The sequence below is a fragment of the Streptococcus anginosus subsp. whileyi MAS624 genome (assembly GCF_000478925.1).
GTDB lineage: Bacteria > Bacillota > Bacilli > Lactobacillales > Streptococcaceae > Streptococcus > Streptococcus whileyi.
The window spans coordinates 290608-310393 of sequence record NZ_AP013072.1; the positions used below are offsets into that span (position 1 = coordinate 290608).

17 protein-coding genes, 1 other RNA gene and 1 pseudogene are annotated in these 19786 nt (G+C 38.4%); 14 read left to right on the plus strand and 5 right to left on the minus strand.

Annotation, left to right across the window (positions count from 1 at the left end):
- Window positions 1-51 precede the first annotated feature (51 nt).
- From dusB to ANG_RS01615, 4 genes are all read right to left on the minus strand, one after another.
- Window positions 52-1023, minus strand: a complete 972-nt coding sequence (dusB, locus tag ANG_RS01600) for a tRNA dihydrouridine synthase DusB (RefSeq protein ID WP_003036548.1) — start codon at window positions 1021-1023, stop codon at window positions 52-54.
- Window positions 1010-1882 (minus strand): Hsp33 family molecular chaperone HslO, encoded by an 873-nt coding sequence (gene hslO, locus ANG_RS01605; protein WP_003036595.1) that lies wholly within the window; start codon window positions 1880-1882, stop codon window positions 1010-1012. The genes dusB and hslO overlap by 14 nt, the downstream gene beginning before the upstream one ends.
- Window positions 1883-2102: 220 nt before the next feature.
- Window positions 2103-3374: a toxic anion resistance protein gene (locus tag ANG_RS01610; RefSeq protein ID WP_003036496.1), complete on the minus strand. Its 1272-nt coding sequence runs from the start codon at window positions 3372-3374 to the stop codon at window positions 2103-2105.
- Between the two features lie 17 nt (window positions 3375-3391).
- Window positions 3392-4210, minus strand: coding sequence for a hypothetical protein (locus tag ANG_RS01615; RefSeq protein WP_003036522.1), 819 nt, complete (start codon window positions 4208-4210; stop codon window positions 3392-3394).
- A gap of 242 nt (window positions 4211-4452) precedes the next feature.
- Here ANG_RS01615 and ANG_RS01620 point away from each other — a divergent pair, with 242 nt between their 5' ends.
- The 5 genes and pseudogenes from ANG_RS01620 to ANG_RS01640 all read left to right on the plus strand — a co-directional run bounded on the left by ANG_RS01620 (window position 4453) and on the right by ANG_RS01640 (window position 8079).
- Window positions 4453-5493 carry a zinc-dependent alcohol dehydrogenase family protein gene (locus tag ANG_RS01620; protein WP_003036586.1) on the plus strand — a complete coding sequence of 347 codons (1041 nt, stop codon included), beginning with the start codon at window positions 4453-4455 and terminating at the stop codon, window positions 5491-5493.
- A gap of 15 nt (window positions 5494-5508) precedes the next feature.
- Window positions 5509-5901: a stress response transcriptional regulator NmlR gene (gene nmlR, locus ANG_RS01625; protein ID WP_003036520.1), complete on the plus strand. Its 393-nt coding sequence runs from the start codon at window positions 5509-5511 to the stop codon at window positions 5899-5901.
- On the plus strand, window positions 5901-6218 hold the full coding sequence (locus ANG_RS01630) for a carboxymuconolactone decarboxylase family protein (protein ID WP_003036518.1): 318 nt from the start codon (window positions 5901-5903) through the stop codon (window positions 6216-6218). Before nmlR ends, ANG_RS01630 begins: the two co-directional genes overlap by 1 nt.
- Before the next feature lie 201 nt (window positions 6219-6419).
- Window positions 6420-7399: pseudogene (locus tag ANG_RS01635) on the plus strand (alcohol dehydrogenase catalytic domain-containing protein).
- 122 nt (window positions 7400-7521) lie between these two features.
- Entirely contained in the window at window positions 7522-8079 is a 558-nt protein-coding gene (locus ANG_RS01640; protein WP_003036562.1) for a GNAT family N-acetyltransferase, read from the plus strand.
- Window positions 8080-8174: 95 nt separating this feature from the next.
- Here ANG_RS01640 and gshAB read toward each other — a convergent pair whose 3' ends face one another.
- Complete coding sequence (gene gshAB / locus ANG_RS01645; protein WP_025271577.1) at window positions 8175-10427, minus strand: bifunctional glutamate--cysteine ligase GshA/glutathione synthetase GshB; 2253 nt, start codon at window positions 10425-10427, stop codon at window positions 8175-8177.
- A 289-nt stretch (window positions 10428-10716) separates the two neighbouring features.
- Between gshAB and ANG_RS01650 the strand changes: the two genes are divergently transcribed.
- The 9 genes from ANG_RS01650 to ANG_RS01680 all read left to right on the plus strand — a co-directional run bounded on the left by ANG_RS01650 (window position 10717) and on the right by ANG_RS01680 (window position 19753).
- On the plus strand, window positions 10717-12009 hold the full coding sequence (locus ANG_RS01650) for an adenylosuccinate synthase (protein ID WP_003036507.1): 1293 nt from the start codon (window positions 10717-10719) through the stop codon (window positions 12007-12009).
- 265 nt (window positions 12010-12274) lie between these two features.
- Window positions 12275-12742: a tRNA adenosine(34) deaminase TadA gene (gene tadA / locus ANG_RS01655; RefSeq protein WP_003036584.1), complete on the plus strand. Its 468-nt coding sequence runs from the start codon at window positions 12275-12277 to the stop codon at window positions 12740-12742.
- Window positions 12739-13281, plus strand: coding sequence for a hypothetical protein (locus ANG_RS01660; protein ID WP_020999865.1), 543 nt, complete (start codon window positions 12739-12741; stop codon window positions 13279-13281). Before tadA ends, ANG_RS01660 begins: the two co-directional genes overlap by 4 nt.
- Window positions 13282-13307: 26 nt before the next feature.
- An RNA gene (gene ffs, locus ANG_RS10705) (signal recognition particle sRNA small type) lies at window positions 13308-13405 on the plus strand.
- A gap of 109 nt (window positions 13406-13514) precedes the next feature.
- Complete coding sequence (locus ANG_RS01665; protein ID WP_003036523.1) at window positions 13515-14381, plus strand: Rgg/GadR/MutR family transcriptional regulator; 867 nt, start codon at window positions 13515-13517, stop codon at window positions 14379-14381.
- Window positions 14382-14819: 438 nt separating this feature from the next.
- Entirely contained in the window at window positions 14820-14996 is a 177-nt protein-coding gene (locus ANG_RS11155) for a hypothetical protein (protein WP_003036564.1), read from the plus strand.
- Window positions 14983-16923, plus strand: a complete 1941-nt coding sequence (locus tag ANG_RS01670; RefSeq protein ID WP_003036605.1) for a class III lanthionine synthetase LanKC N-terminal domain-containing protein — start codon at window positions 14983-14985, stop codon at window positions 16921-16923. Before ANG_RS11155 ends, ANG_RS01670 begins: the two co-directional genes overlap by 14 nt.
- Entirely contained in the window at window positions 16920-18167 is a 1248-nt protein-coding gene (locus ANG_RS01675; RefSeq protein ID WP_025271578.1) for an MFS transporter, read from the plus strand. Before ANG_RS01670 ends, ANG_RS01675 begins: the two co-directional genes overlap by 4 nt.
- A gap of 236 nt (window positions 18168-18403) precedes the next feature.
- Window positions 18404-19753 carry a glucose-6-phosphate isomerase gene (locus ANG_RS01680; RefSeq protein ID WP_025271579.1) on the plus strand — a complete coding sequence of 450 codons (1350 nt, stop codon included), beginning with the start codon at window positions 18404-18406 and terminating at the stop codon, window positions 19751-19753.
- Window positions 19754-19786: the final 33 nt, after the last annotated feature.

Consider the following 19786-nt stretch of genomic DNA (forward strand, 5'->3'; position numbering starts at 1 on the left):
AAGCGCCAACCATTTGGAATAATCTTCCAGATGATTGGTGCTTTTTGATGTTTAGACTTGTAGCAATTCTTCAATTTCTGCAAGACTGTTGGCTTGGGAAATGGCACCGCGGAGTTTAGCTGCGCCAGCTGTTCCGCGGAGGTAATGAGGAGCTAAGCCGCGAAATTCTCGAACGGCGATATGCTCGCCCTTGAGGTCAATTAGACGTTTCAAATGATCGTAAGCGACTTGCATTTTATCCTCAAAGCTGAGATCGGGCAGGATTTCTCCTGTTTCAAAATAGTGGTTAATCTGATGAAAAAGATACGGATTGCCCATAGCAGCGCGCCCAATCATGACAGCGTCAGCACCGACTTCTTCTATGCGTTGTTTGGCATCTTGAACGGTGCGAATATCGCCATTGGCAATGAAAGGAATCTTGGTTAAGGCTTGCGCAACATGGTGGAGAGTTTTAAGATCGGCATGCCCAGTGTACATTTGTTCGCGTGTGCGTCCGTGCATAGCAAGAGCTGACACACCAGCAGCTTCAGCTGCCAGTGCATTTTCCACAGCTAGTGAGGCGTCTGCCCAACCAGTACGCATTTTCACGGTCAACGGAATATCTAGAACAGAACGAACTTTATTGATAATGGAATAGATTTTTTCTGGATCTTTGAGCCATTTTGCCCCAGCTTCGTTTTTGACAATTTTATTGACGGGGCAGCCCATATTGATGTCTACAATATCTGTTTGGGTATTTTCTTGGATAAACTCGGCTGCACGTGCCAAACTATCTTCGTCACTCCCAAACAACTGAATGGAAACGGGATGTTCTCCTTCATCAATATGCAGCATGTGGAGTGTCTTTTCGTTATTGTACTGAATGCCCTTGTCTGAAACCATTTCCATGACGACAAGTCCTGCGCCAAGCTCTTTTGCAATTGTCCGAAAAGCCGAATTGGTCACTCCTGCCATAGGAGCGAGAACCGTTCGGTTGGGAATTTTCACATTGCCAATCAGAAAAGGGGTGTTAAGATTTGTCACGAATGAGTTCCTCCAAATCTTTTTCGTCAAAATGATATGTGCTTTGGCAGAATTGGCAAGTGATTTCAGCACCGTGGTCTTCATCTCGCATTTCTTCAAGATCTGACTTAGGTAGGCTTGAGAGGGCATTTAAAAACCGATCTTTGCTGCAATCACATTGGAAGCGGAGTTCTTCTTCTGACAATCGTTTGTAAAGTTCGTTGCCGTAGATAGCTGAAAGCAGGGCTTCAATATGGTTTTCGGATTCTAAAAGTGTTGAAATAGCAGGCATTTCTTGGATTCGCTTTTCAAAGCGAGCGATTTCTTCTTCTTTGGCACCAGGAAGGACTTGCAAGAGGAAACCACCAGCAACCTTGACCTTGTCATTGGCATCTAGTAGAACATTTAACCCGACAGCTGACGGAGTTTGCTGGCTTTCTGTTAGATAGAATGCCAAATCTTCGCCAATCTCACCAGATACAAGTGGTGTCATAGAATGATAAGGATTTCCAGTTCCATAGTCTGTAATGACGAGGAATTCGCCATTTCCAACGAATGGTCCGACCAGCACTTCGCCAGTCGCGGTTTTTTTAATGTCTACGCCGGGATTTTGCACATAACCTTTGACCGTACCTTTTGTATCTGCAACGGTGATAATAGCACCGAGAGAGCTTGTTCCCAGCACTTTGACGGTGATTTTTGTATCTCCTTTTTCGTTTGCTGCAAGAATTTGACTGGCAATGAGCGTGCGACCTAGTGCTACAGTTGAGCTGGCCTGAGTATGATGTTTTTCTTGAGCTGTCCGAACGGTTTCAGTACTGTCTAGTACATAAGCTCGGAAAGCTCCGTTTTCTGAAATTGTTTTAATAATCTTGTCCATACCCTTTATTGTAACATAAAAAAAGAAAAGGGAGCGGGACAAAAATCGGTATTTCGTAAGAAATTGATTTTGTTCTCCCACCCCGCATAGTTGACGAGGCTGTTGTCATTCTTTGCGTAGCAAGGAGTGACAACCACCAAGCACCTATTTCGTTTCGATAAAAAAATAGTATATCGTAAGAATTTAGGAAACTTTTGTCTCAGACTCTATTTCCAGTCCATTAGCTTTCGTTTGTAGTCCGTTCATCCACTTCTTTTTGAGTTTCTTTTCCCTGATCTAGCAGAGCCTGGATAATCTTTTGGTCGCGTAGTTTAACAGAGTCGTTAATGGTTTCAGCGGATTGGATCACAGTCGCTTCAAGGAGAGCGCGTTTCTCCCGTCCTTTGTCAATGGCTTCGATAATACCTTGGTTTTGAGCGACTAAGCTTTCAGCCAACTTAGTAACAGATTCGACAGCAATTGTTGGATTTTGCGAGATTCTCTCCATTTGTGGAATGACTTCTTTGCTGGTTTCAGCCAGCATTTGAAGCGCTGCATTGTTGGCATTAGAAATGGCGTCCGCTACCTGACCAGATTTCATTGATTGTTGCAAAATACCTAGTTGAGCAATAGAGAGCTTCATGGTCGGAATGGTGTTGCGACGGAGCATGCCGAGTTTTTGGCGCATATCAGAAGACACCTTCACGAGATTACGCATTTGCGGGGTAGTGGCCCAAGCAACATACAGACGGCTGATGTATTCAGTGTGTTGCTGTTCCAATGTATTGACAACTTCAGTCAAGCGGGCCAATTCTTGTGATTTGGTTTGGTAATCTAGAGTGGCGGTATCTAATTGTGCCACTTCATTTTGAAGAGTCAAGGCACGCGCACCAGCTTCTCTTTGACTGGCTTCGATAAAGGAAATGACACCGACTAGATTTTCAATGGATTTGGTATTATCTTCAATCAACATCTCAGCAGAAACGATATTGCGTGCGAGTACATCTTCTTGCTTGACGACAGTAGCAGCCATTCCGTCCATTTTTTGCTCGATATTTTGTGAATTAAAATAGAACTCTTGCAAGGTATTCTTGCTTTGTTTAAAGAGTTTTTCTAAGAAATTTGGCTTTTTATCTAGTTCTGCAATTTGAGCATCCTTGTACTTAGCAACAAAACCATTTAACTCTTTATTAGTGTTTTTTAGCAATTCATCGACTTGTGGGATTTGAAGTTTCTTTTGCTCGGCTAAAATACGGTTGACAGTGTTATTAACATCTTCGACCGCGGCTTGTCCAAAATCTAAAAGAGCATTTTGGTCGGAAATAAAGTTATCTACCAATTGTGGGGCTTTTGCCATGATAGCATTTTGTTGTTCAGGAGTTAATTTTTCCAAAAAAGTTAACTGCCCATTTGCTTGGGTTTTGGTTGATTCAATAATCTCGGTGGTTTTATCCGTTTTCGTAATGGCATTGTTAGCGATTTTGTCAATGTCGAAGTTAAATTCTTGGCTCATAAGGTCTCCTTTTGATGTTATAGTTCTGTGTTCGTCTCTTTTTTAGTTAAAATCCGCAAGCTGATATCAAAATCTCGTAAATCAGCCTCGTTGAGCTGACGGAGTGTTTCATCCAAGTCTAAATCAAACTGCTCAATAGCCGCTTTGGCACTGGAGAGCCGTTCCTTGGCATTGTAAGAATCTTTCGGGGAAGCCTTGATTTTTAGGTAGCCCTCCAAAATATCCTCATAATGCTCCATTTGAGATTGGTGGATAGCAGTTAATTCTTCCTTATTGTTGCTTTCTGATTGAGAAATTTTCTTGAGAATAGCTTCATGGTCGGTTTGGATATTGTGAATGGTTTCGAGCAATTCTGGTGCTAATTCTTCAAGGCTTGTCTTTGTACTCTCAGCATCTTGCGTGCGGAGGTTGTAAAGTTGAGCATGAATGTCTGCTGTTACGTCTTGAACTTTCCGTTGAATCCGTTGGTAAATCTCAGGTGAGATATGTTTTCTCAAGGTATCAGTCCGACCTTGGATATAGCTTAATTGAGGCAAAAGCTGTTCAGCTAACTGTTGGTATTTTTCATAAGCCTTTTCTTCCAGATAAGCATCTAATTGTTTGATTCGACTATCTGCAGCTCTGATTTCCTGTTTCAAATCTTCAATTTGCTGACTGGCGCTGGGCTCTGTGATTTTTTTCGGTTTATGAGTTGCATAGTAGTAAATTCCGTAGCCTATGCCGATGGAAAGAAGGATTGGAATGAGGTACTGTATAATAATACCAACTGCGATAAGAATAAGCAGTATACCGATCCATCTTCTAGAACGTATATTTCTATAATCTCTTCTGGACATAAATTATCTAATCCCGTTTCTTCTGAAGTTTCTAAGTCTATTTTAGCATAAAAAAGCATCGAAGACGGTACTGAACAATATTTTTAATAAAAAGTTTGGCTGAAAATAATCATGGACTGCTCAGATTTTTCAAAAATTTCTTGACTTAGAGTGCACTCCAAGGTATATAATAAAAGTGTAAATATTTTATCTTTTTGATGAATGTGGAGCATCATCTTTTTAATAGAGAAAGGAGCAATAAGATGAAAGCAGCAGTTTTTGTAGAACCAGGGAAAATGGAGGTAAGAGAGGTTGCGCGTCCGCAGTTGGAAAAGGAAACGGATGCGATTATCCGAATTGTCAGAGCTTGTGTATGTGGTTCTGACTTGTGGTGGTTTCGTGGCATTTCTAAGCGTGAGCCAAACACATTAGCGGGTCACGAAGCGATTGGTGTGGTAGAAGAAGTTGGATCAGCTGTGACGGATATAAAAGCAGGTGATTTTGTCGTTGTACCCTTTACTCATGGCTGCGGGCATTGTGCGGCTTGTCGTGCTGGCTTTGATGGTAATTGCTTAAATATGGAAGGTGGAGGAAATGCTGGCTACCAAGGAGAGTACCTTCGCTTTACAAATGCCAATTGGGCTTTGGTTAAAATTCCAGGACAGCCAGAGGATTATTCTGATGATATGTTGAATTCACTCTTGACTTTGGCTGATGTAATGGCGACGGGTTATCATGCGGCAAAGACAGCTGAAGTAAAGGCAGAAGATACAGTCGTTGTTATGGGAGACGGAGCCGTTGGTTTGTGCGGTGTCATTGCTGCCAAGCTATTAGGGGCTAAACGGATTATTGCGATGAGCCGCCATGCAGATCGCCAGACACTAGCACGTGAATTTGGTGCGACTGATATTGTTGCAGAACGGGGTGATGAAGCTGTTGAGAAAGTCCTTCAATTGACTGATGGAGCAGGTGCAGATGCCGTCTTAGAATGTGTTGGAACAGAACAATCTGTGGATACGGCTACTAAAATTGCTCGTCCAGGCGCTGTTGTTGGTCGTGTCGGAGTACCGCAAAAAGCAGAAATGAACACCAATAATCTTTTCTGGAAGAATATTGGGCTACGCGGAGGAATTGCGTCTGTTACGACTTATGACAAAGAAGTTTTGCTAGATGCCGTTTTAAAAGGTCGCATTGAGCCGGGGAAAGTCTTTACCAAACGCTTTACTTTGGATACGATTCAAGAAGCCTATGAAGCAATGGACAAGCGTGAAGCAATTAAGTCGTTGGTTATCATCGGACAATAACAAAAGAGGTCTTGAATGAATATTAAGAAAGTGAGTGAATTGACAGGGATAACGGCTGATACGATTCGGTATTATGAGCGGATCGGTCTCATTCCTCCTGTTCCACGAAATCAAGCAGGCATTCGGGATTTTAGCCAGCATGATATTGATATTTTGGAATTTGTCCGTTGCTTTAAAAAGGCTGGAATGTCCGTGGAAAGTTTGATTGATTATATTGGTTTGCTGGATAAAGGAGAGGTTAGTATTTCAGCTCGCTTGGCTATTTTGCAAGATGAGAAAGAAAAACTGGAAGAGCGTGTCAATCAGCTACAGCAAACCTTAGACCGTTTGAATTACAAAATTGAAAATTATAAAAATAAAATTGTTCCTATAGAAAAAGAGCTTTTTGAAGAAAAAGGAGACGAATAATGGCAAAAAAACAAACAGCGGGTCGCGACAATCTAGGAGAATTTGCTCCTAAATTTGCAGAGTTAAATGATGATGTCCTCTTTGGGCAAGTTTGGTCAAGAGAGGAAGAGCTGTCGCCTAAACTTCGTTCCATTGTGACAGTATCGGTTCTGATGACTGCTGGCAATTTCGAGCAGTTGGAACATCATCTAGCTTTCGCCAAGTCAAATGGGGTAACCAAGGAAGAAATAGCTGAAATCATTACCCATGCAGCTTTTTATATGGGTTGGCCTAAGGCTTGGTCTGCATTTAACCGTGCAAAAGAGATTTGGAAATAAAATATGTGAAAAATAGAACCTCTTGGCTTATAGTGAACTCCAAGTGGTATACTGTTTTTGAGAAGGATATACCTATTTATACAAGCATAACCTGTAGTTACTGGAATAATGTTTGAATTGTATTTACAAGTATTATGTGTTGTGATTGATGTAAAGCGATATATAATTCTTCTATTTTAATAAAGGAAACGGAGAAATAAAATGAGAACAACTGTCTTTATGAAGCCTGGTCAAGTAGCTGTCAAAGAAGTAGATATGCCAAAGATTATGGAAAAAGATGATGTGATTTTGCGAGTGGTTCGCACCTGTGTCTGTGGTTCGGATTTGTGGAATTATCGGGGGATGATGCTAAAGAAGAAGGCTCCATGAACTCTGGGCACGAAGTAATCGGTATCGTAGAAGAAGCAGGCGAAGACATTACGACTTTTAAAAAAGGAAATTTTGTCATTGCGCCATTCATTCATGGCTGTGGGCATTGTGCGGCTTGTGAAGCTGGATTTGAAGGGGATTGTCAAGGACATGCAATGAGTGAAAACTTCTCTTCTGGCTACCAAGCAGAATATGTTCGTTATCAATATGCAAATTGGTCATTGATTAAGATTCCGGAACAACCAAGTGATTATACGGAAGGCATGATTGCCAACTTCATGGCGCTTGCGGATGTGATGCCAACAGGTTACCACGCTGCGCGTGTAGCACATGTGAAAACAGGTGATACAGTTGCTATTGTTGGTGACGAAGCTGTTGGACTTTGTGCTGTTATTGCTGCAAAATTACGTGGTGCAAAACGCATTATCATCATGAGCCGTCATGAAGATCGTCAGAAATTAGCTCTTGAATTCGGTGCAACAGATATTGTTGCAGAACGTGGTGAAGAAGGGATTGCTAAGGTCAAAGAATTAACCAACGGTGCTGGCTGCGATGCTGTTTTGGAATGTGTCGGAACGCCTCATACAGGAGACATCAATATCGGTGACTACTGGATGGTCAACTTGGCAATGGCTGGCGGACCGGCTTCTTGTACAACTTATGACAAAGAAATCTTACTAAAAGCAGTTCTAGACGGTCGAATCAATCCTGATAAAGTTTTCACTCAATCTTACAAATTGGAAGACATTTACCAAGCCTACAAAGACATGGCTGACAGAAAAACGATTAAAGCCATGATTGTGATGAATTAAGAATTCTGAAAGAAGTTGGTATAATCCGGCCTCTTTTATGATTGTGAATGTTAGTTCAATAGTTCTCAAATACCTTCATTTTTGATAAAATAAAAGAAAAGCAGTTAAAAAGGGAGAAAGTCATGTCTTTAACTAGTCAGATTATTACAGCTGAATTTCCGGATTTAGAAAAAGTAGAGCAATTGAATATAGAAGCCTTTCCTGAGGAGGAGCGTGCACCGCTATCAGAGCTGCTACGCTATGGAGATGGAGAATTTTCTCATTTCTTTTCCTTTTATGATGAGAATGAATTTGTCGGTTTTGCCTTTTCAGTCTACAATGATAAAGCCTTTTATATCAGCTTTTTTGCGATTATGCCTCATTTGCGCAGCCACGGTTATGGTGGCAAAATTATTGATAAGTTGGTGGATTTTTATCAAAGAACCATGGTTTTAGAGGTGGAACGCCTTGACGAGCCTTGTGATAATCTGGAACAGCGAAAAGCTCGTATGGATTTCTACCAGCGAAACGGCTTTCGCTCTTCACATGCCTACTTAGAATACGACGGTTTAAGTTTTGAAATTCTTTATAAAGGACCGTTTTTTGATGAAGAAGCCTATCGGGACATTTTCAAAAAAATCCAAGAAGATGGTTATTTTGAATTTGAAATCAAGCATGGTCATGGAAGAGACTGGGAGTAGCTGAGAAATTCTAGCAGATATTTCTATTTTTCATTGAAAGTTATACATAAAAAACGAGCTGTTGTTTTCAGCTCGTTTTACAGTGTATTTAGTATTTAATGGATTTCTGGGAAAAGTTTGGCCAAAATTTTAGGTGTAATGCTTTGACCGGGATCTTCTGCGCAATAAGTGTGCATATACATGGATGGATTGAAATTCAGCTCAATGCAGGTGCAGTGGGGCTCATTTTTGCTGGCTGGAAGTGTGCTATCTGGGATAATTAAATCCACGCCACAGACCCAAGCTCCCATAGCAGCTGCCATTTCTGCTGCTAGTTCCTTATAGGAGGTGTGCATGGTTTCAGTCACATCTACTGAGTCTCCACCAGTAGAAATATTAGAATTACGGCGAAGAAAAACTTGAATTCCTTGCGGTAGGACATCATCTGCTTTATAACCTTGCTGGGCTAGCATGAGTAGCTCAATCTCACCAAGCTCAATCATTTCCAGTGGAGAGCGATGGTCGCGCCCTCGTAGGGGATTGGTATTTTTAAAAGCTACCAGTTCTTGAATGGTGTGCCGACCGTCTCCTACAACATTGGCTGCTAAGCGCAGAAGCACCGCCTCACATTTTCCGTCGAGGACAAAGAAACGGTATTCGGTTCCTGCGATAAATTCCTCAACAAGGATAGAGCTGTCCTCTGAAAAGGCAATTTCCAATGCTTTTTGGTAACTGTTTCTGCTGGCTGGTTCCTGAAAAATAGAAATTCCTAACCCGAAATTGGTGGATTTGGGTTTGACAACAATCGGCTTATTTTTGATAAGGGGATAGTAAGCTAGCCCTTCTTCCAGAGTGGATAATTCAGCTCCAGCAGGAACAGGAAAACCAGCAGCAGACAAAATTTTCTTAGTTACTGTCTTATTTGCCATCGCAAGAGGCACGATATAGTTGTCCTTTGAGGTCATATTGCCATTTTTGACATACTCGATATGATCTTTATGTTGAAGCTTTAAAAACTGGTCACTTTCGTCTAAGATTTCTACTTGCACTCCTTTTTGAATAGCATCAAAGAGGAGCATTTGAGTGGAGAGTTCCATATTTTCATAGCCTTTCAGAGCGTATGGAGCAGTCCAGGCGTAGTTGTGATATGCTTTGGCTTTCTCCAAACCAAAGACTTCTAAGGACTGATTGTGAATATAAGGCAATAGTTGGGCGGAAAGGGTTAGGCTGGGATTAGCAACTGCATTTTTCACATGATGAAGCAGGTCTTGATAATAGGAGCTTAATCCGAACTGGTGGATGACAGCTTGCATAGCTCTAAGGAGCAGATCGCTATCAGCTTCAACGGGCAGAGGAGTCAGAGGGTGGCTAAGAGTTATTTTTTCATTTAGAGCATGGGCTTGATTTAGAAGTTCATCAGGTTCTGCTATATCATCGAGCCAGAGCAAGGCAAGCAAAAAGAGATGAACCGTGTCCATTGTCTCCTGACTGATTCCCAGCACCTCAAAAGGATTGAGGTCAAAACAGCGGAATTCCAAATAGGTAATTCCTTTTTCTAGGTAATGCCGATTTTCTTTTTGCCCACGGAAGCGGACGGGTGTGTAGCATTCTTTCTCGGCAATTAAATCGCCTTGTGCTACGTATTTCTCTATATCGATCACATAAGACTCTAGTGAAGCATAGGAAATGTGAATCTTTTTATCGTTTACATATCCTAAATCACTGTTGCGGATAGAGCGTACAGGCTGAGAAATCTTTCTCGTCAAAAACCCTTCTTCAGCAATTGGTGCTGCCCCGTATAAATAGGTCAGAAACCAGCGGAACCGTAAAAAGTTTCGAGCCAATTTGAGATAGAGGTCATTTTTAAAAAGCCGAATATTTGGGTAATCACTGACCTTGAAAAGGACTTGAATCAAGTCTGTTCCTAATTCCACATTGTAGTGAATGCCTGAGATGGCTTGTAGCGTTTTTCCATATTTTTCTGCTAAACTTTCTCGATAATGACGCTCAAAATCGTTTTCTAAATGAGCGATTTGAATTTCTGCTGGTGACAATTTGGGGGGCATAGAGAGTGGCCAAATCACTTCGTTTTTGGGAATGGTTCGTCCAGCCACATCAGTAATAGCAGCTAGAAAACGCCTTGCTTCTTTTGTAGAAGTTGCAATCGGGGTGATGAGTTCTAACTGCTGCTCGCTAAAATCTGTCTGAATCGTTGGGTGAAAATTGCGACTGCCAAATGCTTTTGGATGAGAAGTTTGTGCTAATTTCCCGTTTTGATTGATGCGCAAGCCCTCCCTTTCCAACCCGAAAGTAGCTTGTAAAATAGGTGCATCTGTTGCTAATTTTTCGAATAAGTGATTGATGTTCATGGGAAATACCTGTTTATTTTCTAATACTTTTAGTCTATTATAAAAATGCTCAGAAAACAAATTTCTACTACGTTTTCCGAACCTTTTTTAAAAGAAAACGATTCTATTTTAGATAGGATAAGAATTTTCCAAAAGAGGGGGACTCAAACTTCGTCATTTGCAAACAACTGCGATAGTCTTATCTTGAAAAAAGAAGGAATTTTTCTTATAATAAAGTGTAAGACATAATTGCGGGTGAAACTCCTGCCATGTAGACAAGAAAGGACGAGCGCTTAGCTCAGACAAAATTATGACATCAGTTGTAGTTGTAGGAACCCAGTGGGGAGATGAAGGAAAAGGAAAGATTACAGATTTCCTTTCAGCTAATGCCGAAGTTATTGCACGTTATCAAGGCGGAGATAATGCCGGTCATACCATTGTAATTGACGGTAAAAAGTATAAATTGCACTTGATTCCATCCGGTATTTTCTTCCCAGAGAAAATCTCTGTTATCGGAAACGGAATGGTAGTCAATCCCAAGTCTCTTGTAAAGGAATTGGCTTATTTGCACGGCGAAGGTGTCACAACAGATAATCTGCGCATTTCAGATCGTGCACATGTGATCCTTCCTTATCATATTGAGTTAGATCGCTTACAGGAAGAAGCCAAAGGTGATCACAAAATCGGGACGACTATTAAGGGAATTGGTCCTGCTTATATGGATAAAGCAGCTCGCGTGGGAATCCGAATTGCGGATTTGTTGGATAAGGATATTTTCAGAGAACGTTTGGAGCGTAATCTTGCCGAGAAGAACCGTCTTTTTGAAAAACTCTACGACAGCACAGCTATCCAATTTGATGATATTTTTGAAGAATACTACGCATACGGTCAGCAGATTAAACAATACGTGACAGATACTTCTGTTATTTTGAACGATGCTCTTGATCAAGGCAAACGTGTCCTTTTTGAAGGGGCACAGGGAGTTATGCTAGATATTGACCAAGGCACCTATCCATTTGTTACCTCTTCCAATCCTGTCGCAGGTGGTGTGACGATTGGTTCTGGTGTGGGTCCAAGCAAGATTGACAAGGTTGTCGGAGTTTGCAAAGCCTATACCAGTCGTGTTGGTGACGGGCCATTCCCGACAGAACTATTTGATGAAGTAGGCAACCGCATTCGTGAAGTCGGGCATGAATATGGAACGACCACAGGGCGTCCTCGTCGTGTTGGTTGGTTTGATTCAGTTGTTATGCGTCACAGTCGCCGTGTGTCTGGGATTACCAACCTTTCTCTCAATTCCATTGATGTTTTGACGGGACTGGATATAGTTAAAATCTGTGTAGCTTATGACCTAGACGGTGAGCGTATTGACCATTACCCGGCTAGTTTAGAGCAACTCAAACGCTGCAAACCAATCTATGAAGAATTACCAGGTTGGTCAGAAGACATTACAGGTGTTCGCAGTTTAGAAGAGTTGCCAGAAAATGCCCGCAACTACGTCCGCCGTGTGAGTGAACTTGTCGGTGTCCGCATTTCCACTTTCTCTGTTGGACCAGGTCGCGAGCAAACCAATATCTTGGAAAGTGTTTGGTCAAGTTTGTAATAGAAGCAGACAAAGCGGGTTTCGACTCGCTTTTTATTGACGCAATAAAAAAGTTTAAATAATGATTCTCTCTTAAGTTAATTTTAAGCTAGCTGGGTTATACTAAAACCATCAGATGAAGACCTCCTAACTTTATTTGATAGAAATCCTAAACTTTTTCATAATAATCTCCTGAAAGTCACTGTAAAGTGGCTTTTTTTCTTTCTCTTTGTCTTATGATATAATGGAAAGCAGAGTGAAAATGAACTGAAGAAGAGATGAGAACATGGAATATACTCGTGAAGAAAAAGAAGAATTCATGCTAGAAGCCTTGAAAGAAGCAGAAATAGCACTTGCTAACGATGAAATTCCAATAGGCTGTGTTATTGTCAAGGACGGAGAAATTATAGGTCGTGGACATAATGCACGTGAGGAATTGCAGCGAGCGGTCATGCATGCGGAAGTGATGGCAATTGAGAAAGCCAATCAGTATGAGCATAGCTGGCGTCTGCTGGATACGACCCTTTTTGTCACTATTGAACCTTGTGTCATGTGCAGCGGAGCAATTGGGCTAGCACGGATTCCGCAAGTCATCTATGGTGCAAAGAATCCAAAATTCGGCGCAGCAGGCAGTCTTTATGACATTCTAACAGATGAACGTCTTAATCACCGAGTTGAACTGGAAACTGGGATTTTGGAGGTAGAATGTGCTCAGATGATGCAAGATTTTTTTAGAAAGAGGAGACAGAGATGAAACGTTGGCTAAGTGCTTTGCTCTTTCTTTTAACTTTGCTGTTTATTGGGTTGCTGATAGGCAATTTAGAATTTCAAGCTTGGGCTTTTACACGTCATCAAAATCAGCTATCTTGGTATATCCGCCCGATTCTCATTTTACCGATTATCTATTTCTCTTATCGAAAGAGCCTTCTTGGAATTTTTGCTAGCATCTTTGCTCTCTTTACCAGTATGATTTGGTTTTGGGTGCCAAAGATGACTTCTCCTTTGGTAAAAGAGTTTCTAGCTTACGAGCAAGATTTCTTGGAGGCAGATTGGAATCTCAAAAAAGTTTTGTTTGCTTTTTTGGTAATTAGTTTCTTTCTGCTTCTGATTAGAGCAACTTGGCTCCATAGTTGGAAATTGTTGGCAATACTTTTGATTCTTACAGCTTTTTTGAAAATCCTCTGGTCTTATCTAGATAGTGGGAGAGCTGGTTTAACGATTGTTGTGCCAGCGATTCTAGGCTTATTCGTCTGCTTATTTTTCCTTTCTTTTTTGAGAAAAAGAAAATCTTAATTGGCACAAAAACAAATTTATGGTATAATACTTATCGGAGCAACAATTCTGCGTGAAGCGGGTCAGGGGAGGAATCCAGCAGCCCTAAGCGAGTGTGAATTGTGTGCTCTTTTTATGTAAGAAGAATATTAACGAGAGCCATTACTAAAGAGTGTGTTAAAAGGTTGAAAAACTTCTTCAAAAAATAATGTTTAATAGTGAATCAATATCATTTTTCAGAAAAGGAAAGACATATGTATTACATGGGAGAGATTTTTAAAGAACTACGAACAGGGAGGAACATTTCTCTTAAGGAAGCAACTGGAGAGGAGTTTTCCTATTCTATGCTCAGTAAGTTTGAAAATGGAACGTCAGATATTTCGGCTTCAAAACTGTTAATTGGTTTAGAGAATATTAGAACAGAACTAGAAGAATTTGTTTATTTAGTACGTGGTTTTCAGCCTACTTCATACACTCTACTAAAAAATAAACTATGGGAGGCTCAAGAACAGAAGGATATAAAGACATTATGGGAAATGTACAACAATGAAATAGATCAATACCAATCTAAAAAAGAAGAGAAGCATATCCTAAACGCTATTGTTATCAAAGGTCACATGTTTTTCTTGGATGAAACCATTCAAGCAACAGAGGTCGAGCTGAATTTTTTATATGATTATTTCTTTTCCGTTGAAATCTGGGGAGAATATGAGTTGCGATTGTTTTCAGATATAGCAGCTTTATTTCCTATTGATCTCTATTTTCGGTACACTCGAGAAATGTTACAAAGAGTTGATTTTTTAGGGGATCTACAGAAAAATAAAAATTATATCTACACCATTCTTCTGAATGGACTGTTTAAAGCAATTGACAAAAAAAGTTTAAATAAAGCAGCTTATTTTGATAAAAAAATAAAAGAAAAGTTTTTTGATGAAAATGAAGCCTATTTGCGAATTGTCTATTTGTTCGCAGATGGACAGCATGATTATATTTTAGGACAGAGAAATGAGGGGCTTACAAAAATGAAAAATGCCATATCAACTCTTGAAATCATCGGCTGTGAGCATAGCGCAAATTATTACTCTAAAAATATGTCCGAATGGTTAAAAGAATTTGAATAAATGACAATTGAAACTTTTTTGTAAAAAAAATTAAAACGAGGAAATAAGTCTATAGAATTAAAAATGGATTGATTTCCTTATTTTTTGTCCCAAAATAGGTTTGAACATATGACAATTTTGTTTTAAGCGTTTATGTTTGAGTTATACTAGTTTCAACAAGATAAGGATGTATAAAAATGACTCAATTTGCATATGAAGCTAGTAAGTACACACCAGTACAAGAAGCTCTTGTTTTGACGTACAAATGTAACGTTAAATAATAAGTTTTACCTAGCATAAAAATGCTAGGTAAAACTTATTTTTGGAAATTATCTATTACTTACACTAATTACTATACACACTATTTGGTGGTAAAATTTGTATAGCTTCATTGATTTCCAAATTGTAATTGTGTAAATAACCATATAATTTTTTTGCTTTTTTATAGATGGATAAAAAATGAAACCAATTATAACAAAATACTGTTTACCTAAACAAGAAAAAAATACTGTTGAATCTTTTGAACAAAAATTTGAAAATTATATCGCTAAGCAAGTGAAAAAAATAATAGTAAATCCAGAAAAATATCCTTTTATTTCAATAATTAATGAGGAACAAATACATGAAGAAAAGTGACTTTGAATATTTTGAAGGAGATAAATATGATTTACCTTGTTTTGGCTTTAAAATACATATTTCATCAACTATAGACAATTATGAATATATATTTTCACTTGTTAAGCCATATTTATGTAAATACGGTATTATATTTAAATATTTGAAATCAAAAGAAATTATTAAGCAAAACTTTTCTGAAACAGAATCTCCAACAGAATCAGGAAAATTTATTACTATATATCCTAAGAATACTGAACATTGCAAAGATATTTTGGAGGATCTTTATAGATTAATTCCAAATACCGCAGAAGGAATATATATTCTCAGTGATAGGAATTATAAAGATTCAAATATTATTTTTTATAGATATGGCTGCATTGTTCTTGATGAAGACAATTTAGAAAATGGTCTTCCAACTTTATATGGAGAAAATGGTGAAAAGTGGCAAGACTATCAAAGAAATTATTTTGATTTGCCTGCTTGGATTGACGATATTCAAGAAAAACAACAAATTAAATCTTCTTATATGAGCGAAACATACAAGGTAGAGGCTCTTTTGAAGCACAGTAATGGTGGGAACACTTATCTTGCAAGTAATAAAAAATTGAAGAAAAAGGTAGTTATTAAAGAAAGTAGAGAGCACATTTTATGTCATAATCGTGTTACAAAGGAAAAACTTCGAGATATGGAATGGGAACTAATTCAAGAAACTATTCTCCCTACTCCTAAAGGAGTAGAGAAAATTAAAGAATGGGTTAATCAATATTATATATATGATTATATTTCTGGAATGAGTTTAAGATCTTTTTGTGATGAAAATTCTTTATTTTCTTATAGTGTAAGGACGCCTCAACAAAACTATCGAAAATTTAACAAATTGCTTAATTGCTTTTATAAGGTTTTAAAGATTGTTTCGCAATTCCATGATAAAGATATAATTTTAAATGATATTCATCCGGATAATTTTATTATTGATGATAATTTTAATATTAAGTTTATAGATTTAGAAAATTCTTATCAATATGGTACTAAGCCGATGGTTGGTATTTATTCTGAAATTTCTTTAAAAGAATGGAATCAATTAGATGGAAAACTAGCCGATTGTCACAAACTTGGTAATATGTTTCTCTATCTAATGGGGCGTCTACAAAAGAATAGCCCCAATAACTCATTATATAAATTAAAAAAATTATTACTACAGAAAAGAGTTGACTCTAATGTAGAAGAATTATTAGATTATTTGTTTAGTGATTCAGCAACTGTAGCTCAAGCCTTAAGTATAATGAAGAATATATATAGCAAAATAAGTAACCGTAGAGAGTATAAAATTAATATTAGTAATTTACCAAATAATAATATGGAATTGGAGATAGATAAAATTATTTCTTTCAATACTAATTTAACTACTAAGTATGATACTATCTTGAAGAAAAATGGAAATGTAGTAGAGGCGCTCGAAGAAGAGACCGAATTAGGACTGACTGGTGTCTCAGGTGTTTTAGTTTATTTAAAATCCTTAAACTATAATCAGCAAATTATTGAACAAGGAGTTGATTTTGTTATTAAACATTTAGTTGATGTTAATGGTTTAAAAGGTGTGCAAATAAGTGAGAATGCAGTATCTCCATATTTTTATGATGGGATATCTGGTGTTATACAAATGTTATTATATGTCAACTTTGAAAAATATAGAAAAGTCATAAGTGAACTATCAAAAACACTTATGTTTGAATTTGCGCAATTTGCAGGATTATGGAAGGGGATGTTAGGTATAGCGATTACTCTACTAAATTTGTTCAATTATACTCATGATGAAAAATATTTAGAGAAAGCAGAAGAGTTACTTATTAGTAGCGAAATATTATCTTGCGGTAATGAAAAATTACAAACAGAGGTTCTTTATGTTTTAAGTAAATACAAAAGTTTGAAAGGAAACTTGATATGAAATTATTTTTCTCAAATGCATTATATAGAAGTATTACGCTCTCTCGGATGCTTAACCTAATGGGGTCTTATTTATACAATATTGTGTTTGTGATTTATGCTGCTAGTTTGCCTTATGCCAATACAGCTGTGTTTATTGCAAATATCATTACAATTATTCCTACACTTTTCACATTTTGGATAGGAGTACAAGCCGATAGGACAGGTAGAAAAGGCGATTTCATGATTTTTATCGGCTTTGTTCAGGCACTTCTATTTACAGGGGTAGCTTTTCTGATTTCTAATAAGACATTTCTCATTTTTGCAATCATCTGTTTGTTGAATGTGCTAACAGATATGTTAAGTGACTATGCTGGTGGGTTAAGAATGCCGATTTTGAAAAAGAATTTAGAAAAAGATGATTTATTTGAAGCCTATTCCTTTACGCAATTTATCACTTATTTATGCAGCATTACTGGACAAACAGTAGGGGTCTGGTTGCTCGCAACTTCAGACAATAATTTTGCACTAGTTGCCATAATCAATGCGTTGTCATTTCTAGCCTCTTCTTTAGTGCTTTTGCACAAGCGTCGTCAATTAACCCATGAAGCTGTGGTAGCAACTCCTGAAAAAATTTTTCTTTTTACGCAATTTAAAATGCTTTATCAAAATATGGAGTTGATTTTTCAAGAATCCGAAAATGCTTCATTCATTCACTTGTTACTTGCGATTTTAACTTTGAATATGATGGGAGGAGCTATTAACAGTATTTACAATTTTTATTTTCTAAAACATACCATTTTTCATCTTACTTATGCACAATCTCTTTTGATCGTAGAAGTTGTTTTGCTGGTTGGCGCCATTTTAGGAAGTTTAACACCTCACGATTATTTTTCAAAAAAATCATTTTCATTTCTGCTTGTCATGAATAGTTCTTCGTTTGGACTAGTTGGCATTAGTAATTTAGTAGGTCTGCCACCAATCATTGGGATTATTATCTTAGCTTTTTCAGCTTATATAATGGGAAAATCTACACCTAAACTGGATGCTATGTTAATAGCTAATTTACCATCTAATGTGTTGGCTCAAAGTAATAACTTTCTTGGATTGTTATTTACCTTTTCTTTACCATTGGGAACGGTCCTCTTTTCAGTTCTCTCTGCCTACAATATCTATTTGTGCTGGTTTATTTTTGCTGTCTGTTCACTATTGGCGCTTTTGCTGTCTCTGCAAAATAATCGACTCAAAAAAGGAGACATTAGTTAAACTCTAGAAACTAAGATTAAGCTGCTATTTATTTTCCTCTATTTTTAATTTTAGAAGTATTCTGTGGGTGATTATTTATTGATTTACGCAAACGATTGCTCACAAGCCCAGCATGAGGTTGTGATTTTTGAGAATCAGATACAAAAAATAAATTGGAAACGTTTTAGTCAAAAAATTGCTTGATAAAAAAGTGGTAAAGCGGTATCATAGTAGGGAAGAAAAATTGGAGGACTATAATGACACATATTCAGTTTAATTACTCAAACGTTCTTGGAAAATTTGTTGCACCGCATGAAGTGGACTATATGCAAACACAAGTTTCTGCAGCAGATGAACTATTGCGCAAAGGAACTGGTGCAGGAAGTGACTTCCGTGGTTGGCTTGACCTTCCAGAAAACTATGATAAAGAAGAATTTGCTCGTATTTTGAAAGCAGCAGAACAAATCAAATCAGATAGCGATGTCTTGGTGGTGATTGGGATTGGTGGTTCATACCTTGGAGCAAAGGCCGCAATTGACTTCTTGAACAATCATTTTGCGAACTTGCAAACCAAAGAAGAACGCAAAGCTCCACAAATCCTTTATGCTGGAAACTCTATCTCATCTACTTATCTTGCAGACTTGGTAGAATACGTTTCAGATAAAGATTTCTCAGTCAATGTGATTTCTAAATCAGGGACAACGACAGAACCTGCCATTGCTTTCCGCGTCTTCAAAGAGCTTTTGATTAAGAAATATGGTGAAGCTGAGGCTAACAAACGTATCTATGCGACAACTGACCGCCAAAAAGGTGCAGTTAAGGTGGAAGCAGATGCCAATGGTTGGGAAACATTTGTGGTGCCAGATGACATCGGCGGACGTTTCTCTGTATTGACAGCAGTAGGACTTCTTCCAATTGCGGCGTCAGGTGCTGACATCAAAGTCCTTATGGAAGGTGCCAATGCTGCTCGTAAGGACTACACTTCAGACAAGATTGCAGAAAACGAAGCTTATCAGTACGCAGCTCTTCGTAACATCCTTTATCGTAAAGGCTATGCGACTGAAATTTTGGTTAACTATGAACCTTCTCTGCAATACTTCTCAGAATGGTGGAAACAATTAGCTGGTGAGTCAGAAGGGAAAGACCAAAAAGGTATTTATCCAACATCTGCCAACTTCTCGACAGATCTTCACTCTCTTGGACAATTTATCCAAGAAGGTGCGCGTATTATGTTTGAAACAGTTGTCCGTGTGGACAAACCACGCAAAAACGTAACGATTCCTGAATTGGCAGAAGACTTGGACGGACTTGGCTATCTTCAAGGAAAAGATGTTGACTTTGTTAACAAGAAAGCGACAGACGGTGTACTTCTGGCTCATACTGACGGTGATGTGCCAAATATGTATGTAACACTTCCTGAGCAAGATGCCTTTACTCTTGGCTACACTATTTATTTCTTTGAGCTGGCTATCGCTATTTCTGGCTACTTGAATGCTATTAACCCATTTGACCAACCAGGTGTAGAAGCTTACAAGAAAAATATGTTTGCTCTTCTTGGAAAACCAGGATTTGAAGAATTGAGCAAAGAATTAAACGCTCGTTTGTAATGTGTAAATAATGGAACGGCTTCTGGAAGGAAG